The organism is Pseudomonas sp. GL-R-26 (genome assembly GCF_019947365.1).
Classification (GTDB): Bacteria; Pseudomonadota; Gammaproteobacteria; order Pseudomonadales; family Pseudomonadaceae; genus Aquipseudomonas.
Genome location: NZ_JAGYGI010000003.1, coordinates 1 through 24759, shown reverse-complemented (window position 1 = coordinate 24759; position 24759 = coordinate 1). Strand labels below are relative to the sequence as shown.

Annotated in this window: 24 protein-coding genes; 13 read left to right on the top strand and 11 right to left on the bottom strand. The window is 61.1% G+C overall.

Annotation, left to right across the window (positions count from 1 at the left end):
• Nucleotides 1–190: 190 nt before the first annotated feature.
• On the bottom strand, nt 191–2641 hold the full coding sequence (locus KGA96_RS04850; RefSeq protein WP_223511889.1) for a penicillin acylase family protein: 2451 nt from the start codon (nt 2639–2641) through the stop codon (nt 191–193).
• Nucleotides 2642–2832: 191 nt separating this feature from the next.
• On the opposite strand from KGA96_RS04850, the gene KGA96_RS04845 reads away from it, so the two are divergent.
• Nucleotides 2833–3390, top strand: coding sequence for a cysteine hydrolase family protein (locus KGA96_RS04845; protein ID WP_046041215.1), 558 nt, complete (start codon nt 2833–2835; stop codon nt 3388–3390).
• A 155-nt stretch (nt 3391–3545) separates the two neighbouring features.
• On the opposite strand, the gene KGA96_RS04840 is transcribed toward KGA96_RS04845, so the two are convergent.
• The 4 genes from KGA96_RS04840 to KGA96_RS04825 form a co-directional block, all read right to left on the bottom strand.
• The gene (locus KGA96_RS04840) at nt 3546–3758 is read right to left on the bottom strand and encodes an SEC-C metal-binding domain-containing protein (RefSeq protein ID WP_015093814.1); all 213 of its coding nucleotides are present in this window, start codon (nt 3756–3758) and stop codon (nt 3546–3548) included.
• Nucleotides 3755–4249: an LEA type 2 family protein gene (locus tag KGA96_RS04835; protein ID WP_046041217.1), complete on the bottom strand. Its 495-nt coding sequence runs from the start codon at nt 4247–4249 to the stop codon at nt 3755–3757. Before KGA96_RS04835 ends, KGA96_RS04840 begins: the two co-directional genes overlap by 4 nt.
• An 86-nt stretch (nt 4250–4335) precedes the next feature.
• Nucleotides 4336–4812, bottom strand: coding sequence for a YchJ family protein (locus KGA96_RS04830; RefSeq protein WP_223465594.1), 477 nt, complete (start codon nt 4810–4812; stop codon nt 4336–4338).
• Nucleotides 4813–4816: 4 nt separating this feature from the next.
• Complete coding sequence (locus KGA96_RS04825) at nt 4817–5314, bottom strand: DUF6231 family protein (RefSeq protein ID WP_223511887.1); 498 nt, start codon at nt 5312–5314, stop codon at nt 4817–4819.
• Nucleotides 5315–5503: 189 nt separating this feature from the next.
• Between KGA96_RS04825 and KGA96_RS04820 the strand changes: the two genes are divergently transcribed.
• The 4 genes from KGA96_RS04820 to KGA96_RS04805 all read left to right on the top strand — a co-directional run bounded on the left by KGA96_RS04820 (nt 5504) and on the right by KGA96_RS04805 (nt 8169).
• Nucleotides 5504–6193, top strand: a complete 690-nt coding sequence (locus tag KGA96_RS04820; protein ID WP_046041243.1) for an OmpA family protein — start codon at nt 5504–5506, stop codon at nt 6191–6193.
• 90 nt (nt 6194–6283) lie between these two features.
• Nucleotides 6284–6991: an OmpA family protein gene (locus KGA96_RS04815; RefSeq protein ID WP_223511884.1), complete on the top strand. Its 708-nt coding sequence runs from the start codon at nt 6284–6286 to the stop codon at nt 6989–6991.
• Between the two features lie 148 nt (nt 6992–7139).
• Nucleotides 7140–7418, top strand: a complete 279-nt coding sequence (locus tag KGA96_RS04810; RefSeq protein ID WP_080925321.1) for a DUF1145 domain-containing protein — start codon at nt 7140–7142, stop codon at nt 7416–7418.
• Nucleotides 7411–8169 carry a hypothetical protein gene (locus KGA96_RS04805; RefSeq protein ID WP_046041247.1) on the top strand — a complete coding sequence of 253 codons (759 nt, stop codon included), beginning with the start codon at nt 7411–7413 and terminating at the stop codon, nt 8167–8169. Before KGA96_RS04810 ends, KGA96_RS04805 begins: the two co-directional genes overlap by 8 nt.
• A gap of 178 nt (nt 8170–8347) precedes the next feature.
• On the opposite strand, the gene KGA96_RS04800 is transcribed toward KGA96_RS04805, so the two are convergent.
• The gene (locus KGA96_RS04800) at nt 8348–8812 is read right to left on the bottom strand and encodes a CopD family protein (protein ID WP_223465593.1); all 465 of its coding nucleotides are present in this window, start codon (nt 8810–8812) and stop codon (nt 8348–8350) included.
• A 153-nt stretch (nt 8813–8965) separates the two neighbouring features.
• Between KGA96_RS04800 and dinG the strand changes: the two genes are divergently transcribed.
• The 5 genes from dinG to pdxH all read left to right on the top strand — a co-directional run bounded on the left by dinG (nt 8966) and on the right by pdxH (nt 16650).
• Nucleotides 8966–11110: an ATP-dependent DNA helicase DinG gene (dinG, locus tag KGA96_RS04795; RefSeq protein ID WP_007992389.1), complete on the top strand. Its 2145-nt coding sequence runs from the start codon at nt 8966–8968 to the stop codon at nt 11108–11110.
• A gap of 96 nt (nt 11111–11206) precedes the next feature.
• The gene (locus tag KGA96_RS04790; protein WP_046041252.1) at nt 11207–13594 is read left to right on the top strand and encodes a beta-galactosidase; all 2388 of its coding nucleotides are present in this window, start codon (nt 11207–11209) and stop codon (nt 13592–13594) included.
• 118 nt (nt 13595–13712) lie between these two features.
• Nucleotides 13713–14858 (top strand): EstA family serine hydrolase, encoded by a 1146-nt coding sequence (locus tag KGA96_RS04785; protein ID WP_046041254.1) that lies wholly within the window; start codon nt 13713–13715, stop codon nt 14856–14858.
• Nucleotides 14859–14970: 112 nt separating this feature from the next.
• Complete coding sequence (locus tag KGA96_RS04780) at nt 14971–15978, top strand: OmpA family protein (RefSeq protein ID WP_046041255.1); 1008 nt, start codon at nt 14971–14973, stop codon at nt 15976–15978.
• A gap of 24 nt (nt 15979–16002) precedes the next feature.
• Nucleotides 16003–16650, top strand: coding sequence for a pyridoxamine 5'-phosphate oxidase (pdxH, locus tag KGA96_RS04775; RefSeq protein ID WP_046041256.1), 648 nt, complete (start codon nt 16003–16005; stop codon nt 16648–16650).
• A gap of 5 nt (nt 16651–16655) precedes the next feature.
• Here the strand turns inward: pdxH and KGA96_RS04770 are convergent, their stop codons facing one another.
• Nucleotides 16656–16892, bottom strand: coding sequence for a hypothetical protein (locus KGA96_RS04770; protein ID WP_046041257.1), 237 nt, complete (start codon nt 16890–16892; stop codon nt 16656–16658).
• A gap of 165 nt (nt 16893–17057) precedes the next feature.
• Between KGA96_RS04770 and KGA96_RS04765 the strand changes: the two genes are divergently transcribed.
• The gene (locus tag KGA96_RS04765; RefSeq protein WP_007992400.1) at nt 17058–17522 is read left to right on the top strand and encodes a glycine zipper 2TM domain-containing protein; all 465 of its coding nucleotides are present in this window, start codon (nt 17058–17060) and stop codon (nt 17520–17522) included.
• 104 nt (nt 17523–17626) lie between these two features.
• Here the strand turns inward: KGA96_RS04765 and nhaA are convergent, their stop codons facing one another.
• Entirely contained in the window at nt 17627–18814 is a 1188-nt protein-coding gene (nhaA, locus tag KGA96_RS04760) for a Na+/H+ antiporter NhaA (protein WP_046041260.1), read from the bottom strand.
• Nucleotides 18815–19061: 247 nt separating this feature from the next.
• Here nhaA and KGA96_RS04755 point away from each other — a divergent pair, with 247 nt between their 5' ends.
• A complete protein-coding gene (locus KGA96_RS04755) occupies nt 19062–20159 on the top strand; it encodes a PLP-dependent cysteine synthase family protein (protein WP_223512024.1) in 1098 nt (365 codons plus the stop codon).
• A 134-nt stretch (nt 20160–20293) separates the two neighbouring features.
• Here KGA96_RS04755 and KGA96_RS04750 read toward each other — a convergent pair whose 3' ends face one another.
• From KGA96_RS04750 to KGA96_RS04740, 3 genes are all read right to left on the bottom strand, one after another.
• Nucleotides 20294–21907, bottom strand: a complete 1614-nt coding sequence (locus KGA96_RS04750; protein WP_046041263.1) for an NAD(P)/FAD-dependent oxidoreductase — start codon at nt 21905–21907, stop codon at nt 20294–20296.
• 95 nt (nt 21908–22002) lie between these two features.
• A complete protein-coding gene (locus tag KGA96_RS04745) occupies nt 22003–22671 on the bottom strand; it encodes a COG3650 family protein (protein WP_046041264.1) in 669 nt (222 codons plus the stop codon).
• A gap of 110 nt (nt 22672–22781) precedes the next feature.
• Nucleotides 22782–23378, bottom strand: a complete 597-nt coding sequence (locus tag KGA96_RS04740; RefSeq protein ID WP_046041265.1) for a short chain dehydrogenase — start codon at nt 23376–23378, stop codon at nt 22782–22784.
• A gap of 106 nt (nt 23379–23484) precedes the next feature.
• On the opposite strand from KGA96_RS04740, the gene KGA96_RS04735 reads away from it, so the two are divergent.
• The gene (locus tag KGA96_RS04735) at nt 23485–24393 is read left to right on the top strand and encodes a LysR family transcriptional regulator (RefSeq protein WP_046041267.1); all 909 of its coding nucleotides are present in this window, start codon (nt 23485–23487) and stop codon (nt 24391–24393) included.
• The last annotated feature ends 366 nt before the right edge of the window (nt 24394–24759 follow it).

The following is a 24759-nucleotide window of genomic DNA, read 5'->3' as shown; positions in this document are numbered from 1 at the left end:
TCTCGCCACAAAAAACGGTTTGACTGAGCCGGGTCACCAGGCTCCTTACCTCGTCGACACGACTTGTCCTTGCGTCAGCGCAATGGCGATGGTGATAGCGATTCAACATTCAACCTCTATTTTGAATGTTGAATCGCTATCGTCGGAACGCCGCCCGGAGCCGGCTCGCTCCCACAGGTAAAGGGCGGGGTTACTTTCCTGGGGTCAGCGTCAACCGCGCCTTGCCATAGGCGTTGTCGAAGTTCTGCGGCTGCATCGGCAGGCTCATGTACTGGCCTTTGAGCCACGGTTCGATGCTGTTGAGGTAGTTCGGGCTGGCCGGGTTGCCGGATTGGCCGGTGCCGTTTTGTGCCATCAGCGGTTCGGACTGGCCGAAGTCGACGATAAAGCGCATGGCTGGCGCCAGCGTGGTGTTGAAGTCCTGGCCCCAGGCGAAGGCAGTGGTGTTGAGTGTGGTGTGATCGCCACCGGCCGGCAGCGGTCCGCGTACGGTCTGGCCGCTGCTGTTTTTCCATTCATAGCGATGCAGTTTGCCCCACTGCCAGGCTTTGTGATCACCGCCCAACTGGCTGTCGCCTGCGCTGATCGCGGCGGCGAGGCTGCGAGCGAGGATCGCCGGTTTGTCTTCTTTCTGTGCGGTGCGCACGTCATCCCAGAACGGGCTGTCTTCACGCCCGAGCAAGTGATCGGCCTGGGCCGCGTAGGACAGCTTGCCGTCGGCGACAAAGGCTTTCCACGCCGGGCTGCTTTCCGGGCCCAGTTCATCGAGGAAGATCTGCCGTGTGCTTTCCTGCAGGAACAACTCGTAGATGGCCGCATCGGTGGAGGTCGGGCTGAGCTTGCCGTCGAACGCCATCAGGCGGCTGTAGGCTTCGTGTGCCTTGGCGCGATCGGCCGGCGCCAAGGCGTCCATGGCTTGTTTGAGCGGCTGGGCCATGCCCGGCGCCTCGAACATTTTCTTCAGCTTGGCAGCGAAGGTGGTGGTCTGGTCGTATTGCATGGCGATCAGGCTGCGGCTGTCGTGTTTGCCTGCACCAGCCAGTTCGGCCAGGCGCTCGCCACGTTCCGGTGCCGCCCATGAGTTGGACAACTGCATGCCGTAGCCATGGGGAATGACCCGCTGGTTGGCGGTGCCGAGCCAGCCTTGGGCCGGGTCCTGGTCGTACGGGTGCAGCATCGGATCGGCATAACCGTCCCAATCGTAACGACCTTCCCAGCCCGGCGAGGGCAGCAGACCTTCGCCTTCGCGGCGGTTCGGGTAACGGCCGGTGACCTGCCAGCCGATGTGACTGGCGTCGGCGAACACCAGGTTCAGCGCGATGGCGCGGATTTCGCGGCTGGCATCCGAAGCTTTCTCGACGCTCTGGGCGCGGGACAGGTCGAAGAACGCGTCCAGGGTCTTGTCGTCGGTGAAGTTCGGCGTCTGCAAGGCCAGGCCGAAACCATTGGCCAGCGTGGTGCCTTGGGCGCTGTTGAGCAGCGGGCCATGGCGGGTTTCGTACACGGCTTCGCGAATCGAGCGCTGGCCTTTGACGAAGTAGGTTTCGTTACGCACGATCGCCGGCTGCCACTTCCCGGCGTTTTCGTAGGTGAGCCCGTTGCCCTGGCGCTTGATCTTCTCCAGGAACAGGTCCTGGTTGTCGCCCATCACGGACGTCATGCTCCACGCCACTTTGCCGTTGAAACCGCCAAGCACCATCGGCAGGCCCGCGATGGTCACGCCGGAAGCCTGATACTTCGGCGCGCGAATCTGCACGTAGCTGAACAACGAAGGCACGCCCAGCGGGCCGTGACTGTCACTGGCCAGCAGGCTCTTGCCGCTGCGACTGCGTTGCGGGGCGATGGCCCAGTTGTTCGACGAGGTGGCGCCCAGCAGGTTGAGATCAGACAGTTGGCCCGTGGCTTTGCTGAGTTCGGCCAGCCCCGGTACTTGCCCGTTGAGCTTGAGGCCTTGCAGTTTTTCGCTTTCGGTGGCCGGCAGTTTTTCGTCGGGAGCCGACGGCGTCAGCCACGCCAGTTTGTCGGTGGTGACGGTCTGGGCCAGCACCAGCGAGGAAATTTCTTCCGGCAGGTTAGTCGACTGGCTGAAGTTCAGCAGGCAGAAAATCAGCGCCGAATCTTCCGGCTGCCAGTATTCAGGCTTGTAGCCGGTGGCTGCCAGATCCGCCGGCAGTTTGTCGCGGTAGCGGAACAGGTAGGCGTTGACCCCCCGCGCATAGACTTCGAAGAAACGCTTGAGGCGCGGCGAAGAAGCCTTGTACAACTCGCCAGCACTTTTCTTCAGGTTGACCGCCCGCATGTAGCGGTCGGCATCCAGCAGGTCGGCACCGTGCATCTCGGCCAAACGGCCCTGGGCCAGCAGGCGCAGGGTGACCATCTGGGTGATGCGGTCGCTGGCATGCACGTAACCGAGGGTGAACAGCGCGTCGTGGAAGCTGTTGCTTTCGATCAACGGCATGCCCATGGCATTACGGCGCACCGAAACGCTCTGCGCCAGGCCCTTGAGTGGTTGTACGCCGGAGGTCGGCGGGAGGGTGTCCTGGGCGTTGAAGTTCTGACAACCGGTCAGGCTCAACACACCGGCCACTGCTGCGGCAACGCCGAACCGGGGTAGAAAATGAGTAAGGGCTGGCGAGGCCATGGCAAAGCTCCTGCGGGGGTAGAGGCGGCGCGAAATAAAGGCGCTACGTTAGTGAGCGGGAGGTGGCCGCGCAAGCGGGGTACAAGGTTATTTCGGGATTTGTCTGATAAACCGGAAAGATCGCAGTCTTGCCAGTCGCAATGGGGGATGTTGAAGTGCGACACGCTCAACAATTCTGGAGAAAAGTCGGCATGGAGCTCAAGGCAAACGCGGCACTGATCATCATCGATCAACAAAAAGGCATCCTGCATCCCAGGCTCGGCCGCAGGAATAATCCCGAGGCCGAAGCGCGCATGCTGGAAATGCTCGGCCATTGGCGGCGCACCGCCCGGCCGGTGGTCCATGTGCAGCACCTGTCCCGCTCGGAGGACTCGGTATTCTGGCCGCAGCAGTCGGGGGTGGAGTTTCAGGAACGGTTTCAGCCAATGGCCGGTGAACGCTTGATCCAGAAGCAGGTGCCGGATGCGTTTTGTTCGACTGGGCTGGAGGCGCAGTTGCGCGAGGCGGGGATCGGGCAGTTGGTCATCGTCGGCGTCGCGACCCACAACTCGGTGGAATCCACGGCGCGTACCGCGGGCAACCTGGGGTTTGATACGTGGGTGGCCGAGGATGCGTGCTTTACCTTCGACAAGGCTGATTTTTTCGGCCATGCCCATAGCGCCGAAGAGGTGCATGGGATGTCGCTGGGGAATTTGCACGGTGAGTATGCGACGGTGGTCAGCAGTGCACAGATTCTGTCAGCCGACTAAGTACCTGTGGGAGCGAGCTTGCTCCGGGCGGCATTCTGACGATGGCAGTCTGACTGACACACTCATGATGAATGTGCTGCCGTCATCGCGAGCAGGCTCGCTCCCACAGGAGGGGGTGGTGATTCAACAGGCGAAGCAAGCCTTCGCCCGAAGCATCAAGCGCCGTGGCACTTCTTGAATTTCTTGCCGTTGCCGCACGGGCACGGATCGTTGCGGCCGACATCTTTCAGGGCATTGCGCACCGGTTCCTGGTGAGCGTGGCCGCAGTTCGGACCGTGGACATGGCCGTGGTCGTGATCATGGTGGTGATGGTCATGATCATGATCGTGGTTGCAGTCAGGGCCGTGGACATGGGGTTGCTGGGTCATCGGTGTTGCTCCGGAATTAAATCGGCGGCGATTATCACGCCATTGCGCGCCAGGTGCACGTAGTGGGCGATGAATATACCGGTTTCCAGTTCACCTTCCAGACGATAGGGGATGGGTTGATCGGCTTTTTTCAGCAGTTTGGCCATTTCACGGACCTTGGACCACAGATTGGTGCGGATCGGCACCTTGAAGTAAGCGCTGTGCATGGGGCTGATGGTGAACCAGTGTTCGTACTCGCCGTCGGCCAGCAGTATGTCACCCAGGTGAACGCGATACTCCAGACTGCGCACCGTCAGGTCGCTGTCGTTGGGGTTGTCGATGCGAAAGTGCAGGAGGAATTTCTGTTCCAGCAGTTTGGCGCTGACCACCTCGACCTTCACCAGATGGACCTCGGGGTCCGGCAAGTCGTCGTCGAACCACGACGCACAGCCGCCGAGTCCCAGTGTCAGGAACAACGTGAGCAGACAGAGTGCGCCGCGGCGGATGATCATCGTGGTGTTTCTCCCTTGAGCCCAGTCTAGACCCAAAAGATCGCAGCCTTCGACCGCTCTTGCGCGGTGGACAGTCACTCCATGTCCTAGCTGCTGAAATACCCTGCACAACACTTCTTGAACTTCTGCCCGCTCGCGCACGGGCAGGCGTCATTGCGTCCAGTCTTGAGTGGCACGGTCGGGTCGATGAAGTACCAGCGACCGGTGTTTTGCACAAATGACGAACGCTCTCGATGACTGTGCTCGCCATTGCTGTCGTGCCAACGCGCGGTGAAGGTCACGAAAGCGTGTTCAGGCTGGCCACCCAGCACTTCGGAGCTTTCCACCTCAAGGCCAAGCCACGTGCTTTGCGCGCTCCAGTCGCTGATCGATTGACGATCCAGGCCGGCCTGTTGGGCGGGCAGGGTGGTGGCCACCAGATAGTCGACCAACCCCAGCACGTAGGCGCTGTAGCGCGAGCGCATCAAGGCTTCCGCGCACGGTGCCGGGTGTCCTTCATGGTAGTGACCGCAGCAGGCGTCGAGCAGGGTGCCGCTGCCGCATGGGCAAATGGATGTACTCATTGCATTACCACCAGTATTTCCCGAAGTTTTCCGGATTGGCCCAGAAGCGCGAATTGAGCCAGTCGGGGACTTGTTTGTATTCAAGCAGATCATAGGTGAACAGGGTCAGGACCTGTTCGTCCCGCTGAAAGCGTTCGCTGGCTTGCAGAGCCAGGGAGAAAAAGTCCGTTTCCTGCCAGCCGCAGGCCGGCAGATCCGCCAGCACTGCGATGCGGCTGGCGTTGAGGTTGCGGATGCCGCCCAGCAGGTTCAGGCCGTCGCGCTTGGGCAAATGCTCCAGGCAATCGACCACCAGGGCCAGGTCGAAACGGCGGGCAGCCAGCTCGGCGGGCAATGGCCCGGGGGCAGCGAAAGCGACGCAGCTGTCCGGGTGAGCGAGCTTGAAAGCCTCCAGTGCCGGGAATTCGCTGGCGCCGATCAACAACAGGCGTGCGGGGGCATATCGGTCAAGTAACGCGGCCAGTGCCTGTTGTGGCGTGCGTAAAGAAATACCTGCAATCATCGAAGATCCTCAATCAGATCTGCCAAGACTAGCCTGCCCTAACGTTCGGGCCTAGAGCGCCCTGACGACAAAAGCGCCAACCTGCCGTTAATACGCGAATAAACAGCATGGCCTATTGCTGGCGGAGTTTAAAACTCGGGTCTTTACTACCTGAATCGGTTCTAAGCCGATCCAACAGGAGAAAACTAGATGAGCATAGTTCGGACAGCATTACCCTTGGTTCTGTTAACCAGTGTCTTGACTGGTTGCGCAGGTTTGCAGAAAACCGACTGGCCGACCTGTGCGGCGGTTGGTGGTGTCGTGGGGGCGGGCCTCGGTGCGACCGAAAGCTCGGCATGGGCAGGGTATGGTGCTCTGCTCGTCGGCGGTACGGCAGCGGCTTATTGCTGGGTACACGGTGATGGCGACGAAGACGGCGATGGCGTGCCGGATAGTCGCGACAAGTGCCCAGGCACGCCAAAAGGCGTTCAGGTCGATGCCAACGGTTGCCCTCCTCCAGCACCTGTGGTCGAAGAGGCGGTTGTGGTCAAGGAAGAAACCATCGTCATTCGCGATGTCCACTTCCAGTTTGATAAAGCCACGCTTACCTCGTCCGACAAACAGGTACTCGACAAGATTGCCACTCGCTTGAAAGCCGAAGCCCCTACCGCTCAACTGACCGTGACCGGCCATACCGACAGCGTGGGCAGTGACACCTACAACCAGAAACTGTCGGATAAACGCGCCCACTCGGTGGTTGAATACCTCATCGAGCAAGGCGTACCTCGCAGCAACTTCGTGTCGGTTGTCGGTGCCGGTGAAAGCCAACCGGTTGCTGACAACAAAACCGCTGACGGTCGTGCTCAGAACCGTCGCACCGAAATCAAAATCCAGCGTTAAGCCCCCCTCGCATCCGCGCCTTGTGCAGTCGCGGATGCGGGTCTTTACTCCTGTGTAACCGGTATGGGCCGGTACACAGGAGCTTTCAATATGATCGTTCTCACAAGGACCGTCTTGCCGGTTCTGCTACTTGGCAGCCTCTTGACCGGCTGCGCGACCCACAGTGATGGCACTGCCCCCCTAAATCAACGCACCTGGCCAATTTGCAGCCTCATCGGCGGCCTGGTCGGTGGTGGTCTGGGCGCAATCGAGAGTGGTGCCTGGGCCGCGGGTGGGGCTGCACTGGGTGTCTTGTCCGGCGGCTTGATCTGCTATGCCCAGGATGGCGACGAAGACGGTGACGGCGTTTTCGACCGGCGCGACCGTTGCGCTGATACTCCTGCCAATACCCCGGTCGACCATCGCGGTTGCCCGGCGCCGCAGTACCCGGACAGCGTCCAGGCCGAGCCTGCGCAATCCGAAGTCATTACGCTGAGCGATGTACTGTTTGTCTTCAATCAATCCGACCTGACCCCGACGGCGAAGAGTCAACTGGACGCGTTGATGAGCAAGTTCGAGGATGCCGATGTGGTCAGCATCAAGGTGGTCGGCCATACCGACAGCGTCGGTTCGGATGCCTATAACCAGACCTTGTCGGAGCGGCGTGCCAGCAGCGTGGCGGAATACCTGTTGAGCCAGGGTGTGGCGCCGAACAAAGTCACCAGCGAAGGCAAGGGCAAGAGCCAACCGATTGCTGACAACGAAACAGAAGAGGGCCGTGCGAAAAACCGTCGCGTGGAGCTGCATATAAACCGCTGAGCCAAGAGATAGAGCCGTCGGGCGACGGGTGTGATCGCTGCGACGGCCGTTTGGCGGCCTTCATGAAGATTTTTCCGTTGCCCTCTGGCTTATCCCGCGTGGAAGCCGTTACTGTGCGCGCAAACAATAATTCTCATCGGGGGCGCGTATGAAAGTCATATGGGGACTGGGGCGGTTACTGACCTTGCTGTTCTGGGCGGTAGTGCTGGTCAATCTGCTTACACCGTTTGTCTTTCCGCTGCACCCGTTGGTCAACCTGGCCGGTGGCCTGTTGGGAGTCATCCATCTTCTGGAAGCGTTGCTGTGCTATCGCAGCCTTCGAGGTCGCGCACATCCCTGGCTTGACCGCCTGAAGATCGTCATTTTTGGCGTATTCCATCTGCAAACCATTCCAGCCCCCACCGCTTCGAAGGCTTCCCATGCGTAAACTCTGTCTGCTCGCCGCACTCATCAGCCCATTGGCCAGCGCTCAGGTGGTGAGTGTCGAAACCAACTCGCTGATGCGCTTGCCCAACACCGCCAGCGCCCTGCAACTGGAACGCCTGGAAGTGGCCGATTACGGCACCTTGCTGATTCCTTCAAACGTCACGGAAGTCACCGTGGGTGAATTGCATCTGGGGCGTGAAGCGCGCATTGCCATCGTGCCGGGAGAACAGGCGCTGGCCCTGAAGGTCCGTCGCGCTGATTTGTCCGAAGGCAGCCAGATCACCTCCCGTGGCGCCCCCGGGACTTACCAGAAGGCCGCTCGATCCGGGCGCAACCTTGATTTGCAGATCAAGGCACTGAACGCAGCGCAATTGATCGTTGATGCTCGCGGTGGTGCGGGCGCACCGGGGTTCGTTGGACTTGATGGGGGCAACGGCCAGGAACCGGGCTGCACCTGGGGTCAGGCGGGGCGCGGTGCCGATGGCAGTGATGGTAGCAATGGCCAGCCGGGAGCACCGGGGGCGCTGGTCAAGCTGGCAGTACCGCACGACTTCCCGGCAGACCGGATCAAGGTTCAGGTAGCCGGCGGTGCCGGTGGCCTGGCCGGCCCTGGCGGCAAACCGGGTGCGGGTGGCAAGGCCAAGGGCTGCCTGATCTACAAGGCCGATGGCGGCAAGAGCGGTAAACCCGGGGTTGATGGTCAGCCTGGGCCGGAAGGCGCGGCGGGTTTGGTGACCGTGCAGCGGTTGTAAGCAACACCGAGAGCCCTGTGGCGAGGGGGCTCGCCCCCGTTCGGCTGCGAAGCAGTCGTAAAACCAGACACCGCTAACCTTCAGCAGTATTGCGATTGCCGGAATTGGGGCCGCTTCGCAACCCAACGGGGCGATGCGGCGTTCCGACAAGCCCCCTCGCCACAAAAGCTCGGCAGATTCAAAACATCGGCCGAGCCGCAGCAATCGCCACCAAAGCCAACCCCACCAACAGATTGATCCCCACCAACCGACGAATCCGCCCCAGTATCGCTGCACCGGCTGGCCAATCCTGTTCTGCCACGGCGGTGCGCAGTTCCGGCAGCATCAGCGCCTGAATGCGGATAAACAGCGCGGTCATCACCACATACAGGCCCATCATCACCTGCACATAACGCGGCGCGGCTTCAAAACCATTGAAATGCATATGCAGCATGCCCACGCCGCTGACTGGCAACAGCACCACCGCCACCCAGACCCAGCGGAAAAAACCTTGAAACACCTCTACCCACAGCTTCAGCCGGGCAGGGCCTTCAAGTGCCTTGATCGCGGCGGGGCGCAGGACCATCCAGGCGAAAAACATGCCGCCGACCCAGACCAGGGCCGCCAGTACATGCAGGCTATAAATGAGGCTAAAAGGTGTCATTGGGTTACTCCGTTCTGCGCGGGATTCATTAGCGGGGTATGATAGCGGCCGATTCAGGGGGCGTTCTCAGTTAGTTTTCGGCGTGGAAACTAACTGAGAACGCCCTCTCAAACTACTGAAAATTTATCCAGCGTTTTTTGCGCCCGACAATCCATGATCAGCACTGAACTCAAAACCACGATCCAGGGCGCCTACTCGCGTTTTCTCGAAGCCAAGAGCCTCAAGCCGCGCTACGGCCAACGCCTGATGATCGCCGAAGTCGCCAAGGTCCTGGGTGATATCGACACCGACGACGAAGGCCGGCGCAGTGGCGACCCCGCGATTGTCGCGGTGGAGGCCGGCACCGGTACCGGCAAGACCGTGGCCTACAGTCTGGCAGCGATTCCCACGGCGAAGGCCGCGGGCAAACGCCTGGTGATCGCCACGGCCACCGTGGCCCTGCAGGAGCAGATCGTCTACAAGGACTTGCCTGACCTGATGCGCAACAGCGGGCTGAATTTCAGCTTTGCACTGGCCAAGGGACGCGGGCGCTACATGTGCCTTTCCAAGCTCGACATGTTGCTCCAGGAAGGTCACGCGCAAACCGCCACGGCGCAGTTGTTCGAAGAAGAAGGTTTCAAGATCGAGGTCGATGAGGCCAGTCAGAAGCTGTTCACCAGCATGATCGAGAAGCTCGCCGGCAATAAGTGGGACGGCGACCGCGACAGTTGGTCTACCGCCCTGGAAGACGCCGACTGGGCGCGCCTGACCACCGACCACAGCCAGTGCACCAACCGTCATTGCCCGAACTTCGGCCAGTGCGCCTTCTACAAGGCCCGCGAAGGCATGGGCAAGGTCGACGTGATCGTCACCAACCACGACATGGTGCTGGCCGACCTGGCCCTGGGCGGCGGCGCCGTGCTGCCGGACCCGCGCGACACCATCTACGTGTTCGACGAAGGCCATCACCTGCCGGACAAGGCCATCGGCCACTTCGCCCATTACACGCGCCTGCGCTCCACTGCCGACTGGCTGGAAACCACCGCCAAGAACCTCACCAAGCTTCTGGCCCAGCACCCGCTGCCGGGGGACCTGGGCAAGTTGATCGAACAGGTGCCGGAGCTGGCGCGGGAGATCAAGACCCAGCAGCAGTTCATGTTCACCGCCTGCGAGCAGATTGCCGATTTCAAACCCGGCGAAGACGTCGAAGGCCGCGAGCGCCCGCGTCACCGTTTCGTCGGCGGGGTGATTCCCGAGCACATGCGTGAAATGGGCATCGAACTGAAGAAAGGCTTCGCCCGCCTGACCGATTTGTTCACCCGCCTGACCGAGTTGCTCAAGGAAGGCATGGACGGCGAGGTCAACATCGGCATCGCCAGCAACCAGGCCGAAGAGTGGTATCCGCTGTTCGGCAGTCTGTTGTCGCGTTCTTCCGGCAACTGGGAGCTGTGGACCGCCTTCACCGTCGAAGACCCGGAAGACAACCCGCCGATGGCGCGCTGGCTGACCCTGGCCGAAAGCGGTTCGCTGTTCGATATCGAGGTCAATGCAAGCCCCATCCTCGCGGCGGAAATGCTTCGCCGCAACCTGTGGAACGTGGCGTATGGCTGCCTGGTGACGTCAGCGACCTTGACGGCCCTCGGCACTTTCGACCGCTTCCGCATGCGCGCCGGTCTGCCGAAAAAGGCCGTGACGGCAGTAGTGCCAAGCCCGTTCCATCATGCGGACGCCGGTGTGCTGCGGGTGCCGAACCTGAACGCCGATCCCCGTGATGCAGCTGCGCATACCGCCGCGATCATTCGTGATCTGCCGGAGTTGGTCGAAGGCTCGCGGGGCACGCTGGTGCTGTTTTCCTCGCGTAAACAGATGCAGGACGTGTTCGACGGCCTGGACCGCGACTGGCGCAAGCAAGTGTTCATCCAGGGCAACCTGTCGAAACAGGAAACCCTGAACAAGCACAAGGCGCGGGTCGATGGCGGGGATTCCAGCGTGTTGTTCGGCCTGGCGAGCTTCGCCGAAGGGGTCGACTTGCCCGGTGCCTATTGCGAGCACGTAGTGATCGCGAAGATTCCGTTTTCGGTACCCGATGATCCGGTCGAGGCCGCACTGGCCGAGTGGATCGAAGCCCGTGGCGGCAATCCGTTCATGGAAATCTCCGTGCCGGACGCCTCGCTGAAGCTGGTCCAGGCCTGCGGCCGCTTGCTGCGCACCGAAGAAGACCGCGGCACCATCACCTTGCTCGACCGGCGCCTGGTGACTCAGCGCTATGGCAAAGCCATCCTCAATGCGTTGCCGCCGTTCCGTCGAGAAATTTCCTGAAGCACCGGTGGGCAGTTTTGCCCGCCGCGTTGTCTATCTCTCTGCCATCGCTTTTCCACTGGCCCATTGAAGGTCGTTAGGGAGAATTTCGTTCTCATGATTTGCCGTTCGTTGCCTGCTGTTTTTGCCCTGATGTTCGCAACACCGCTATTGGCCGCCCCCGCCAGCCAGCAGACGCTGTTCAACTTTGTGCGCCCCGCTGACGTGGTCCAGGTGGTGACTCAGGACGCCAGCCTGCCGCAATCCAACGCCGAGCAAACCCCCGAGGGCGAAGTGCTGCGCCGGGTGACGTTCAACCCGGTCGCCCGGCCGACTTTGCGCCTGACCCCGCAAACAGGCGCCTGGGACTGGTCGCAGTCGGGCGTCATGAGCCTGCGGATCCAGAGCGCGATGAACTGGGCCTTGACCCTGTATGTGACTATCCAGAGCAACGATGGCAAGACACTGGTCAGCCGCGTTGATTTGCCGGCGGGGCCTGCGCAAACCCTGTTGGTGCCTTTGCAAGCGACATCACCGCTGAGCCAGGGCATGAAGGCTGGTCCACCGATGCCGATGACCGTCGAGGGCCAGCGTGTGTTGTTGGCCAGTAGCGCCGGCGAACTGGATCGCAGCCAGGTGGTGTCGGTGAGCTTGTCGATGGACCAGCCCAAAGCCGCGCAAAGCATCTTGCTGGAACGCTTTGGTGTGCAGGACGGCGAGTCGGTCACCCAGGCCGTGTATGGCGGGTTGGTGGATGCTTACGGCCAGTCGAGCCGGGCCAAATGGCCGGAAAAAATCAGCAGCGACGAACAACTGAAAAGTGCCGCGAGCAAGGAGCAGCAGCAACTGAAAACCTGGCTGGTCGAGCGCGAAAAGTCCTCCCTGGACAAGTTCGGTGGTTTGACCAAAGGCCCGTCATTCAAGGCCAGTGGCTTTTTCCGCACCGAGAAACGTGACGGACGCTGGTATCTGGTGACGCCGCAAGGCCATCCGTTTTATTCGCTCGGGGTTAACACCGTCGCTGCAGACGTCAACCCGACCTACGTTGCCGGTCGCGAGTGGATGTTCGAATCCCTGCCCAAAGCAGATGACGCACTCGCCAGCCACTACGGCGAAGGTGACAACCGTGGCGGCAACGGTGCCGATCAAGGGCGTGGCTACAATGCCGGGCGCTGGTACGACTTCTACGGTGCCAACCTGCAGCGTTTGTATGGCGATCCGTGCGTGAAGGGTGGCGATACCAAGGCGGATGCGATTGAAGCGACGGTAGCGCAAGCCGCTGAGCAAAAACCTGCCGAACTGTGCAAGGCGCTGTTCGACGAACAGCGCTGGGCCAGTCACACCCTTGATCGCTTGCAGGCCTGGGGTTTCAACACTATCGGCAACTGGAGCGCACCCGTACTGGGCGACGCTGATCGCTTGCCCTACACCTTGCCGCTGTCGATCGTCGGTGACTACGCCAGCATCAGCACCGGCACCGACTGGTGGGGCGGCATGCCCGACCCGTTCGACCCGCGTTTCGCCATGGCCACCGAGCGTGCAGTGGCGATTGCTGCCCGCGACCATCGTGACGATCCGTGGCTGATCGGTTACTACGCAGACAACGAACTGGCCTGGGCCGGTCCCGGCGACGACCCGAAAGCCCGTTATGCGCTGGCCTACGGCACCTTGAAAATGACCACTGACGTGCCGGCCAAGCGCGCATTTCTCAAGCAACTGCGTGACAAGTACCGCAATCAGGCCGGCCTGTCGAAGGCCTGGGGCATTGATCTGCCAGCCTGGGAGCTGATGGAAGATCCAGGGTTCGAGCCACCGCTCCCGAGCGCCGAGCACCCGGAAATCGAAGCCGACTTCAAATACTTCCAGAAGGTCTTTGCCGACACTTACTTCAAGACCATCTCCGACTCACTCAAGTGGCACGCGCCGAACCAGTTGCTGCTCGGTGGCCGTTTCGCGATCAGCACGCCGGAAGCGGTGGAGTCCTGCGCCCAGTATTGCGATGTGTTGAGCTTCAACATGTACACCCTGCAACCCCAGGATGGTTACGACTTCACCAAGCTGCGCAGTCTCGACAAACCGGTGCTGATCACCGAGTTCAATTTCGGTTCGTCTGATCGTGGCCCGTTCTGGGGGGGCGTCACGCCATTGGCCAAGGAGGAAGACCGCGGTCCGGCGTACGCCAACTTCCTCAAGCAGGCATTGAGCGAGCCGTCGATTGTCGGCGTGCATTGGTTCCAGTATCTCGATCAACCGGTCACCGGGCGCCTGCTTGACGGTGAAAACGGCCACTTCGGGTTGGTGGGCATCACTGATCTGCCGTTCCAGGGATTTGTCGACAGCGTGCGCAAGAGCAACCTGGCGACAGTCGAGCAATTGGGCAAAGAGGCCGAGAAGGCTGCGGCCGCCGCCGACAAAGCCAGCCACGACGCCGAGGGCGGCCGCAAGGCCGAAGCCGGCAAGGGGCCGGGGAAGGGCGCTGGCGGGCATTCTGGCAAAGGCCATTAATCCCTCGCCACAAAAGCTTGGTGGCAAGACAACCATCCGGCCCAACCCTGTTCCCAAAACCCTCAAGGGCTGGAACAATGCCGACCACTTTGTAGAGCGTTAATCCGGGGAGTTGCGGGTGCAGATTCAGGGTCATTACGAGCTTAAGTTCGAAGCGGTGCGAGAGGCGTTCGCGGCGCTGTTCGACGATCCCCAGGAGCGTGGCGCAGCGTTATGCATCCAGGTCGGCGGCGAAACCGTCGTCGATCTGTGGGCCGGCACTGCGGACAAGGACGGGGCCGAGGCCTGGCACAGCGACACCATCGCCAACCTGTTCTCCTGCACCAAGACCTTTGCCGCCGTCACCGCGCTGCAACTGGTGGCCGAAGGCAAGCTGCAACTGGATGCCCCGGTTGCGCGCTACTGGCCCGAATTTGCCGCTGCCGGCAAAGAGTCCGTCACCCTGCGTCAACTGCTCTGCCATCAGGCCGGGCTTCCGGCATTGCGCGAGTTGCTGGCCCCCGAAGCCCTTTACGACTGGCAAACCATGGTCGACGCCCTGGCCGCCGAAGCGCCATGGTGGACGCCGGGCGAAGGCCACGGTTATGCGGCGATCACCTATGGCTGGCTGATCGGCGAATTGCTGCGCCGTGCCGACGGTCGCGGGCCGGGTGAATCCATCGTTGCGCGGGTCGCCAAGCCGCTGGGCCTGGACTTCCATGTCGGCCTGGCCGACGAAGAGTTCTATCGCGTGGCCCACATTGCGCGGGGCAAGGGCAATGTCGGCGATGCCGCCGCTCAGCGCCTGCTGCAAGTGACCATGCGTGAGCCAACGGCCATGACGACCCGGGCGTTCACTAACCCACCGTCGATCATGACCAGCACCAACAAACCCGAGTGGCGACGCATGCAACAGCCAGCCGCCAATGGTCATGGCAACGCCCGCAGCCTGGCCGGCTTCTACGCCGGCCTGCTGGACGGCAGCCTGCTGGAAAGCGAAATGCTCGATGAATTGACCCGCGAGCACAGCCTCGGCGAGGACAAGACTTTACTGACCCGGACCCGTTTCGGCCTGGGCTGCATGCTCGATCAACCGGACGTTGCCAATGCTACCTTCGGCCTTGGTCCGCGGGCGTTTGGTCATCCGGGTGCCGGCGGTTCCATCGGTTTTGCCGACCCGGAGCACGATGTGGCTTTTGGATTTGTGACAAATACCCTGGGGCCGTACGTCTTGATGGACCCGCGCGCGCAAAAGCTGGTGCGGGTTCTGGCCACTTGTCTGTAAAAACGACTATCGGGTGCCAGGGCTGGAACCCGATAGCCATTCCAGTTTCAAACTGTCTGCTTCTACCGGCCAATGTGGCCTGATTTTTTGACTTCATTTTTGTGGATATCCAATGTCATCCAATAAAACCCTCGCTTTGGCCCTGTGCTTCGCTATTACCGGTTGCGCACAGACTCCACAGAAAGACGTGACGGCACCTGTCGCCAAGACTGAAAGCGCCAGCCACTGGTACTGGCCGTTCGGTTCCGACGACAGCGCCGGCAAGCCCGTGGCCAAGCCGGAGGTGAAACCCGTAGTCAAACCCGTTGCGGTGGCCAAGGCCGAAACCGATAGCGGCAACAAGTGGTGGTGGCCGTTCGGCGGTCGTGAGCAGAGCACCGCCAAGGCTGTGCCGATGCCAGACCCGAAAGTCACCCAAGCCTGGCTTGACGACTACGAACCGCGTCTGCGCGAGGCGGTCAAGGGCAGCAACATGCAGCTCGAGCGTCGCGAAAACGTGCTGGTGGTGACGGCGCCGGTCGAAGGCTCGTTCAACCCGGATCGTCCGGCCATGCTGCTGCCGGTCACGCTCGGTCCGTTCACCCGCGTTGCCAAGATCCTTGAAGCCGATCCAAAGACCGCTGTGTTGATCCTTGGCCACAGCGATACGTCCGGCGCTGCGCCTGCCAACGTCAAGCTGAGCCAGGAGCGTGCCCAGGCCGTTGCGGCGATTTTCCGTCTCAGTGGTTTGCAGCGTGATCGCTTGATGCTGCGTGGCCTGGGCGGTGATGCGCCGCGTGCCGCCAATGACAGCGTGCAAGGCCGTGCGTTGAACCGCCGCGTGGAACTGCTGGTGACCCCGCAAAACACCATGGTCGCGCTGCTGAGCAAGTACAATATGCCGGCTCCGGCACCTGTGACCATGGTTGCTGCCGCGGACGCCAAGCCGGTCGCCAAGCCTGTGACACCGGCCCCTGCGACTAAAAAGGCTGCGGTTCCAGCGACGAAAAAAGCCCCCGCGAAAAAAGCGCCGGCCAAGAAAGCACCTGCGAAAACTGCAACGCCAGCGAAGAAAACCACGCCAGCCAAAGCCTCCACGGCTGACAAGAAAGTCGCCGCCACTGATACTGCAAAGCAGTGATTCGTTAACCAAAAGGAATGCGCCATGACCCAGGGCCTGGCTGATATGCGTCGTGACTACACCCGTGATGGCCTGACCGAGGCACAAGCGCCGGCCGAGCCGTTTGCGCTGTTCCACCAGTGGTTCGCCGACGCGGTGAAAACCGAACAGGCGCCGGTGGAAGCCAACGCCATGACCCTGGCCACCGTCGACCAGGACGGTCGACCGCACTGTCGCATTCTGTTGCTCAAGGGCCTGGACGAGCAGGGTTTCACCTTTTTTACCAACTACGAAAGCGCCAAGGGCCAGCAACTGACTGCGAATCCGTTCGCGGCCATGACGTTTTTCTGGCCGGCGCTGGAGCGCCAGGTGCGCATCGAAGGGCGGGTGGTGAAGGTGACGCCTGAAGAGTCCGACGCTTATTATCAGGTCCGTCCGCTGGGCAGTCGCCTGGGGGCCTGGGCATCGCCGCAGAGCCGGGTGATCGCCGATCGTGGCGAACTCGAAGCGCTGCTCAAGGACACCGAGCAACGTTTCAGCGACACCCAGCCGCATTGCCCGGAACACTGGGGCGGTTATCGCCTGCTGCCGGAGCGCATCGAATTCTGGCAGGGTCGCCCAAGCCGCCTGCACGACCGCCTCAATTACCGCCAGCAGGGCGCCGACTGGATGCTTGAACGTCTGGCACCCTGAGCAGTCTACCGATCGGGATAGCCTGCCGCAGCGGCCTCCAGCCACTTCGGCAGGTCTCGACGCTTGATCTTCTGCGCCTGAGCACTCGCCAATCGTTCGAGCATGAAGGCTTTTTTCTGCTCGTCCTTGCCCGCCAGCGCTAGCGCCAGGTCGCGGTCCATCCAGCGTTTGATCCGCACGTACAGCCACCAATGGAAGTACAAACCGGCAACAGTCGTGACGACGATGATAAAGTAGTCCATTGAAATCCTTGGCCAGTGGGGCAGCTTTGCGAATTTGCCGCTACTGTGTGAGTTCGTGGAGGCGCCTTAACGGAGCCTGAATCAAACCAATTTTACCCGGGCGATGCCGTGACAGGCGTCAAGCTGCGGAGTTTAATGAACAACTGTTTCTTTGGAGTTGATGCTATGCGTAAGTCTGTTCTGCTGGTTGCTTCCTTTTCCACGATGGCGATGTTGCTCACTGGTTGCCAATCGAGCCTGACCGGTGACTCCTATTCCCGTGACGAGGCGCGTCGTGTGCAGACCGTTCGCATGGGCACCATCGAAGCATTGCGTCCGGTGAAAATCGAAGGCACCAAAACCCCGATCGGCGGCGCTGCAGGCGCAGTGGTCGGCGGCGTTGGCGGCAGCTCCATTGGTGGCGGCAAAGGCAGCGTCGTTGCTGCCGTCATCGGTGCTGTGGCCGGCGGTCTGCTCGGTTCGGCCGCTGAAGAAGGCCTGACCCGCACCCAGGGCGTGGAAATCACCGTGCGCGAAGACGATGGCAGCATGCGCGCCTACGTTCAGGAAGTTCAGCCGAACGAAGTGTTCCGTGTTGGCGAGCGTGTGCGCATCGCAAGTGTGAATGGCACCAGCCGCGTTTCGCACTAAGCGCAAACACCGGATAAACAAAAAACCCGATCAGGCGACTGATCGGGTTTTTTGTTGTTCAGCTCAGGCGAGTCTTGATTGGCGCCAGGCGTTATCGCGGTTTATCAGGAGGCCAGTGTGGTGTTCTTGCGGCTCGCCATCGCCGTCACTACATAACCGATCAGCGCCGCCAGAATCGAACCGGTCAAGATCCCCATGCGGTCCATCCCGGCGAAATCACTCACGCCCGGCTCGAAGGCCAGCGAGCCGACAAACAGACTCATCGTGAAACCAATGCCGCAGAGAATTGCCACGCCCAGTATCTGGCCCCAATTGGCGCCTTGGGGCAGGGTGGCGATACCGGTTTTCACGGCCAGCCAGGTCAGGCCGAAGACGCCGACGGTCTTGCCCAGCAGCAGCCCGATGGCGATGCCCATGGGAACGTGGTGAGTGAAGCTTTCGACGGTGACACCGCTCAGGGACAGGCCGGCATTGGCAAAAGCGAACAGCGGCAGGATGCCATAGGCCACCCACGGATGCAGGGCGTGTTCCAGGGCCAGCAATGGCGAAGGCTCGGCATTTTTCGTGCGCAGCGGAATGCAGAAAGCCAGGGTCACGCCGGCCAGGGTGGCGTGGACACCGCTCTTGAGCACGCAGACCCAGAGGATCAAGCCAATGATCATGTACGGTCCGAGCTTGACCACGCCGAGCCGGTTCATCCCGATCAGCGCCGCAATGCAGGTCGCGGCCAGCGCCAGGGACAGGGTCGACAGCGCGCCGGAATAGAAGATCGCAATGATGATGATCGCGCCGAGGTCGTCGATGATAGCCAGGGTCATCAGGAACAGTTTCAGCGACACCGGAACCCGCTTGCCCAGCAGCGCCAGCACGCCAAGGGCGAAGGCGATGTCGGTGGCGGTCGGAATTGCCCAGCCGTTCAGGGCGGCTGGCGTGTCGCGATTGAGGTACCAGTAGATCAGCGCCGGCACCACCATGCCACCAATGGCGGCGGCACCGGGCAGGACGATTTGCGACGGATTGGACAACTGGCCGTCGAGGACTTCGCGCTTCACTTCCAGACCGATCAGCAGGAAAAACAGTGCCATCAGGCCGTCGTTGATCCATAGCAACGCCGGTTTGGCGATTTTCAGCGCGCCGATCTGGGCCACCACGGGGGTGTCCAGCAGGCCGTTGTACAGCCACGATAGCGGCGAGTTGTTGATAATCAGAGCCAGAACGGCAGCGGCGATCAGTAACAGACCGCTGGCAGCTTCCAACTGAAAGAAACGCGTGAAAGTGCTACGCAGAGGCAAGGTCGCTCTCCATCTGTGAGTTCAAAAGGTGTTACACCCTAACAAGTACTGTTAGTTGTTAAAACAAAAGTTATATTCTTTTTTGTTATATGTCGTTACAGACTGATCCCTCAGCACCGACCAGAGCCTAGCAGTTGCCGGGCGTATTGGATTTCATCTGTACCTGTGCTGGACGCAGGTTTTTTCCTAAGCTTGTCGGATGAGCCTTGTTAAAAGGCCGACTCCTGCCCGATACAACGAGAAAACCATCATGAGCGACAACCGACAGTGGTCCCGCGAAGCGATCCGGATCATCGAAGCCGATTTCCAGCGCAGCGCCGACACCCACTTGATCCCCTTGCCGCTGCCGGGTTTTCCGGGCATCGAGTTGTACTTCAAGGATGAATCCAGCCACCCCACGGGTAGCCTCAAGCATCGCTTGGCCCGTTCGCTGTTCCTGTATGCGCTGTGTAATGGCTGGCTCAAACCCGGTGCGCCGGTCATTGAAGCTTCCAGCGGTTCCACGGCGATTTCCGAAGCGTACTTCGCTCGCATGCTGGGCTTGCCGTTCATTGCGGTGATGCCGGCGACCACGTCCAAGGAGAAGATTGCGCAGATCGCCTTCTACGGTGGCCGAAGCCACCTGGTGGACGATCCGACCCAGATCTACGCCGAGTCCGAGCGCCTGGCTCGTGAACACGATGGACACTTCATCGACCAGTTCACCTACGCCGAGCGCGCCACCGACTGGCGAGCGAACAACAACATTGCCGAGTCGATCTTTCAGCAGATGCGTTTCGAGCAGCATCCCGAACCGAGCTGGCTGATTTCCAGCCCCGGTACCGGCGGCACCACGGCCACCCTGGGCCGATACGTGCGTTATCGCCAGCATGGCACCCGCGTGCTGTGTGCCGATGCCGAGCGTTCGGTGTTCTTCGATTACTACCAAACCGGCGATGCCAGCCTGCGACTGGACCACGGCTCGCGTATCGAAGGCATCGGCCGGCCGCGCGTGGAAGCGTCGTTTCTGCCCAAGGTGATCGACGCGATGGTCAAGGTGCCGGATGCCTTGTCACTGGCGGCCATGCACTATCTGGCGGAGCGTCTGGGACGGCATGTGGGCGGGTCGAGCGGTACCAACCTGATTGGCGCACTGATGGCTGCCCAGCACATGAAGGCGGCGGGGGAGACGGGGTCGATGGTGGCGATTCTGTGTGACAGCGGCGAGCGCTATGCTACGACCTATTACGATCAGGACTGGCTCAAGACTCAGGGGTATGAGTTGAGCGGGTTGATGGCTGCGGTGGCGGCGACGGTGGAGCGGGGTGAGCCGTTGCCGGCGAGCGTGCTGCGCGCCAATATCTAAGGCGCTGAATACCAATGTGGGAGCGAGCTTGCTCGCGATGGCGGCGTCACATTCAACACTTATGTTGATTGATCTACCGCTATCGCGAGCAAGCTCGCTCCCACAGGTTCTTGCATTGTTTCCGGTATCGCGTATCAGGCTTCCAGGCCAAGGATATCCCGAGCCACAGCTTCTGCAATCCGAATCCCGTCAACACCCGCCGACAGAATCCCACCCGCATATCCGGCACCTTCACCGGCCGGGAACAGGCCCTTCACGTTCAGGCTCTGCAGCGACTCGTTACGGGTAATGCGCAGCGGCGACGAGGTGCGGGTCTCGATCCCGGTCAACACGGCGTCGTGCAGCGAGTAACCACGAATTTGCTTCTCGAATGCCGGCAAGGCTTCGCGAATTGCTTCGATGGCGAACGCCGGCAGCGCCAGCGCCAGATCACCCAGGGCTACGCCCGGCTTGTAGGACGGCTCGACGCTGCCCAGTTCGGTGGACGGTTTGCCCGCGATAAAATCGCCGACCAACTGCGCCGGGGCTTCGTAGTTGCTGCCGCCCAGCACGAAGGCGTGGGACTCCAGGCGTTCCTGCAACTCGATACCTGCCAGCGGGCCGCCCGGATAATCGACTTCCGGGGTGATGCCGACGACGATACCGGAGTTGGCATTGCGCTCGTTACGCGAGTACTGGCTCATGCCGTTGGTGACCACGCGGTTCGGCTCGGACGTCGCCGCCACCACGGTGCCGCCCGGGCACATGCAGAAGCTGTAGACCGAACGGCCGTTCTTGGCGTGGTGCACCAGTTTGTAGTCGGCGGCGCCCAGTTTCGGGTGGCCGGCGTACTTGCCCAGGCGCGCACGGTCGATCAGCGACTGCGGGTGTTCGATGCGGAAACCCACCGAGAACGGCTTGGCTTCCATGAACACGCCACGGCCGTGGAGCATGCGGAAGGTGTCGCGGGCGCTGTGGCCGAGGGCCAGGATCACGTGTCTGGAGTGGATCTGCTCACCGCCATTGAGCTCGACGCCGACCAGTTGACCGTCTTCGATCAGCACGTCGGTGACACGCTGCTGGAAGCGCACTTCACCGCCCAGGGCGCGAATCTGCTCACGCATGTTTTCCACAACGCCGGTCAGACGGAACGTACCGATGTGCGGCTTGCTGACGTAGAGGATTTCTTCCGGGGCACCGGCCTTGACGAATTCGTGCAGGACTTTACGACCGAGGAATTTCGGGTCCTTGATCTGGCTGTAGAGCTTGCCGTCGGAGAATGTCCCCGCGCCGCCCTCGCCGAACTGCACGTTGGATTCCGGGTTGAGCACGCTTTTGCGCCACAGGCCCCAAGTGTCCTTGGTGCGCTGGCGTACTTCGGTGCCGCGTTCGAGGATGATCGGCTTGAAGCCCATTTGCGCCAGCAGCAGCCCGGCGAAAATCCCGCACGGACCGAAGCCGACGACGATCGGCCGCGCACTCAAATCGACCGGCGCCTGGCCAACCTCTTTGTAGCTGACATCTGGCGCCACGCTGACGTTACGGTCATCGGCGAACTTGTGCAGCACCGCCGCCTCATCGCGAACTTCAAGGTCGATGGTGTAGATGAAGCACAGTTCGGAGGACTTTTTGCGCGCATCGTAGCTGCGCTTGAACAAGGTGAAATCGAGCAGGTCATCGCTGGCAAGCCCTAAGCGCTGCACGATGGCAGGGCGCAGGTCTTCTTCGGGATGGTCGATTGGCAACTTGAGTTCGGTGATTCGTAACATGGCGGGATCCGGTTCGCGGGGCGCACAACTGCGCCAGGGCGTTTGAAGCCCGCGATTATAAGCCTCAAAGGCGCAGCCCCGTGAGGCTTAAACGATCAGTCGTCGCGCGATCCGCCGAAATACCCACAGCCGCGCTGTACCTGGCCGTCGATGCGCAGTTCGGCACTCATGTGCTGGATGCTGCCGGTGCTGCTGTCGACGCAACGTTGCGGTGCAACCCACAGTTCGATGTGCTGGTTGTTGGCTTCGGTGCTGAGGTTGAAACGGCCATCGCCCAGTTGCTCCTCGACGTAAGGCACGGCCAACGGCGGCTGGCCGGCCCGGTCGAGGACCATGCCTTTGCCGCTGACTTTCACGCTCCACTCCGGTGTGTGGCCGGCGGCGCGCAGGATCAGCAGTTTGAAATTCGGATCATCGCACGCAGTGCCCGAGCGCTCGACGCGGTACAGCTGCTCCAGATCGAGCTGGCCGTCACCACCGCTGCCAGCCACAACCCGCCCGCGCACGTCGGCAAACAGCTTGCCTTGCTTGTCCGCCAGGTTTGCGGCCTGTTGCAGGACGCTGGTGCCGCCCGTGTCGTTAACCACGTAGCGGTTTGTCTGGTTGCACGGCTGGAACAGCAGTTTGCCATCCGCCGCAGTCAACTCGCCTTGCATGCGTGTCTGGCCGACATGGGAGGCGCTCTGCCGTTCACCGTCGAACAACTGGCAAGCGGCGAACAGCGGAAGCAGGGCAACGAGGACTAGGGAACGGGCAACACGCATCTTGGGGTCTCCTGACAGGTGCCGCCACGTTACTCAGCCTGACCGTTCATCACAACCCGTTATCGTCTCCACTTTGTATTGGCGCTGACGCAGGTTGCGATTTTTCACTTTCAGATGTGAAAGGTCTGACCTGTTTGCAGGCCTTCCACGCTTTTGGCGTAGGCCAATGCCACATCCGCCGCAGGAACCGGCTTGAAGCCACGGAAGTACGGCGCGTATTTACCCATGGCTTCGACCAGGACATTCGGGCTGATCGAATTCACTCGCAGGCCGCGCGGCAGTTCGATGGCGGCGGCCCGGACGAAGCTGTCCAGTGCACCGTTGACCAGTGCTGCCGAGGCACCGCTGTATATCGGATCGTGGCTGAGTACGCCGGTGGTGAAGGTGAACGAAGCGCCGTCGTTGGCGAACTCGCGGCCAATCAGCAGCAAATTGACCTGGCCCATGAGCTTGTCTTTCAGGCCCAGGGCAAAGCTCTCTTCGGTCATCTCGTTGAGCGGTGCAAAGGTCACGTTGCCGGCGGCACACACCAGTGCATCGAATTTGCCGGTCTGCTCGAACAGTTTGCGAATCGAGGCGCTGTCACTGATGTCCACCTGAAAGTCGCCGCTGGTGCGACCGATGCGGATGATTTCGTGGCGTTGCGACAGTTCCTTGTCGACGGCCGAACCGATGGTGCCGCCTGCGCCGATCAAAAGAATTTTCATGGGAGCTTGTCCTCGTGTGGGTTGAACGAGGTATCAGTTTAGGGTGGTTTTTTCTCTAGATAAGCGCACTAATAGGCAACCTTTGGTTTTCAAATGGAAACAATCCATGAGCGAGATGGATGATCTGGCCGCGTTCGCGGTGTTGATCGAAGCGGGGAGTTTTACCCTGGCGGCGCAGCAGCTTGGTTGCAGCAAAGGCCAGCTGTCCAAGCGCATCAGCCAGTTGGAAGCGCAGTTTTCCGTGGTGTTGTTGCAACGTACCACCCGCCGCTTGAGCCTGACCGCCGCTGGCGCTGCGTTGTTGCCGCAGGCCCAGGCGCTGGTGGTGCAAGTCGAACGGGCACGCCAGGCCCTGGCGCGCCTGAAAGACGACATGGCCGGCCCGGTGCGGATGACGGTGCCGGTGTCGCTAGGGGAAACCTTCTTCGATGGCCTGCTGCTGGAGTTCTCGGCCAAGTATCCCCAGGTGCAGATCGAGTTGGAGCTCAACAACAGCTACCGTGAACTGTCTCGCGACGGCTTCGATCTGGCGATTCGTTCCGACGTGGCCATTGACCAGCGACTGGTGGCGCGTCCACTACTGGCGTGGCAGGAACTGACCTGTGCCAGCCCGGCTTACCTGGAGCAATACGGTGAACCGCAAACTCCCCAGGCGTTGGCCGAGCATCGCTGCCTGCTCAACAGTCATTACAGTGGCCGCGAAGAATGGCTGTATCACCAGCAACATGAGTTGTTGCGGGTGCGGGTGTCGGGGCCGTTCGCCAGCAACCACTACAACCTGTTGAAGAAAGCCGCGCTGGTCGGCGCCGGTATTGCACGCCTGCCGTCCTACTGTTTGCCAACGGAGTTGGCGGACGGGCGATTGCGATGGCTCCTGCGCGATTATCAGACCCGCAGCATGCCGATGTATCTGGTGCATCCGTATCAGGGCGGTTTGCCCAAGCGCACGCAGGTGCTGGCGGATTATCTGATCGGGTGGTTCAAGCGCAGCGGCGAGGTGTTGGATCGGCTCTAAATCATCACTCGAACCTCTATAGGAGTGAGCCTGCTCGCGATAGCAATTTCACGTTCAAAAGAGATGTTACCTGACCCACCGCAATCGCGAGCAGGCTCACTCCTACAGGGTTCTGTGTTGTTGGTGAGGTTGTGCCAGACATAAAAAACGGCCCGAAGGCTAATGCCGATCAGTTAAGCCTCATTGCTTGACCTTTGGCCGCAAGAAATCAAAATCCGATGCCTGAATAGGCATCGGATTTTTTTATGCGTCTGGCTCGGGCACTGGAACTGACCCACAACTTCGTCTCGACTCCCAATTCCCTCGAGGGATTGGACTCGTTGCTTGATCCATCGCTGGTCGAACAGGCCTTGGAACAAGCCGGTG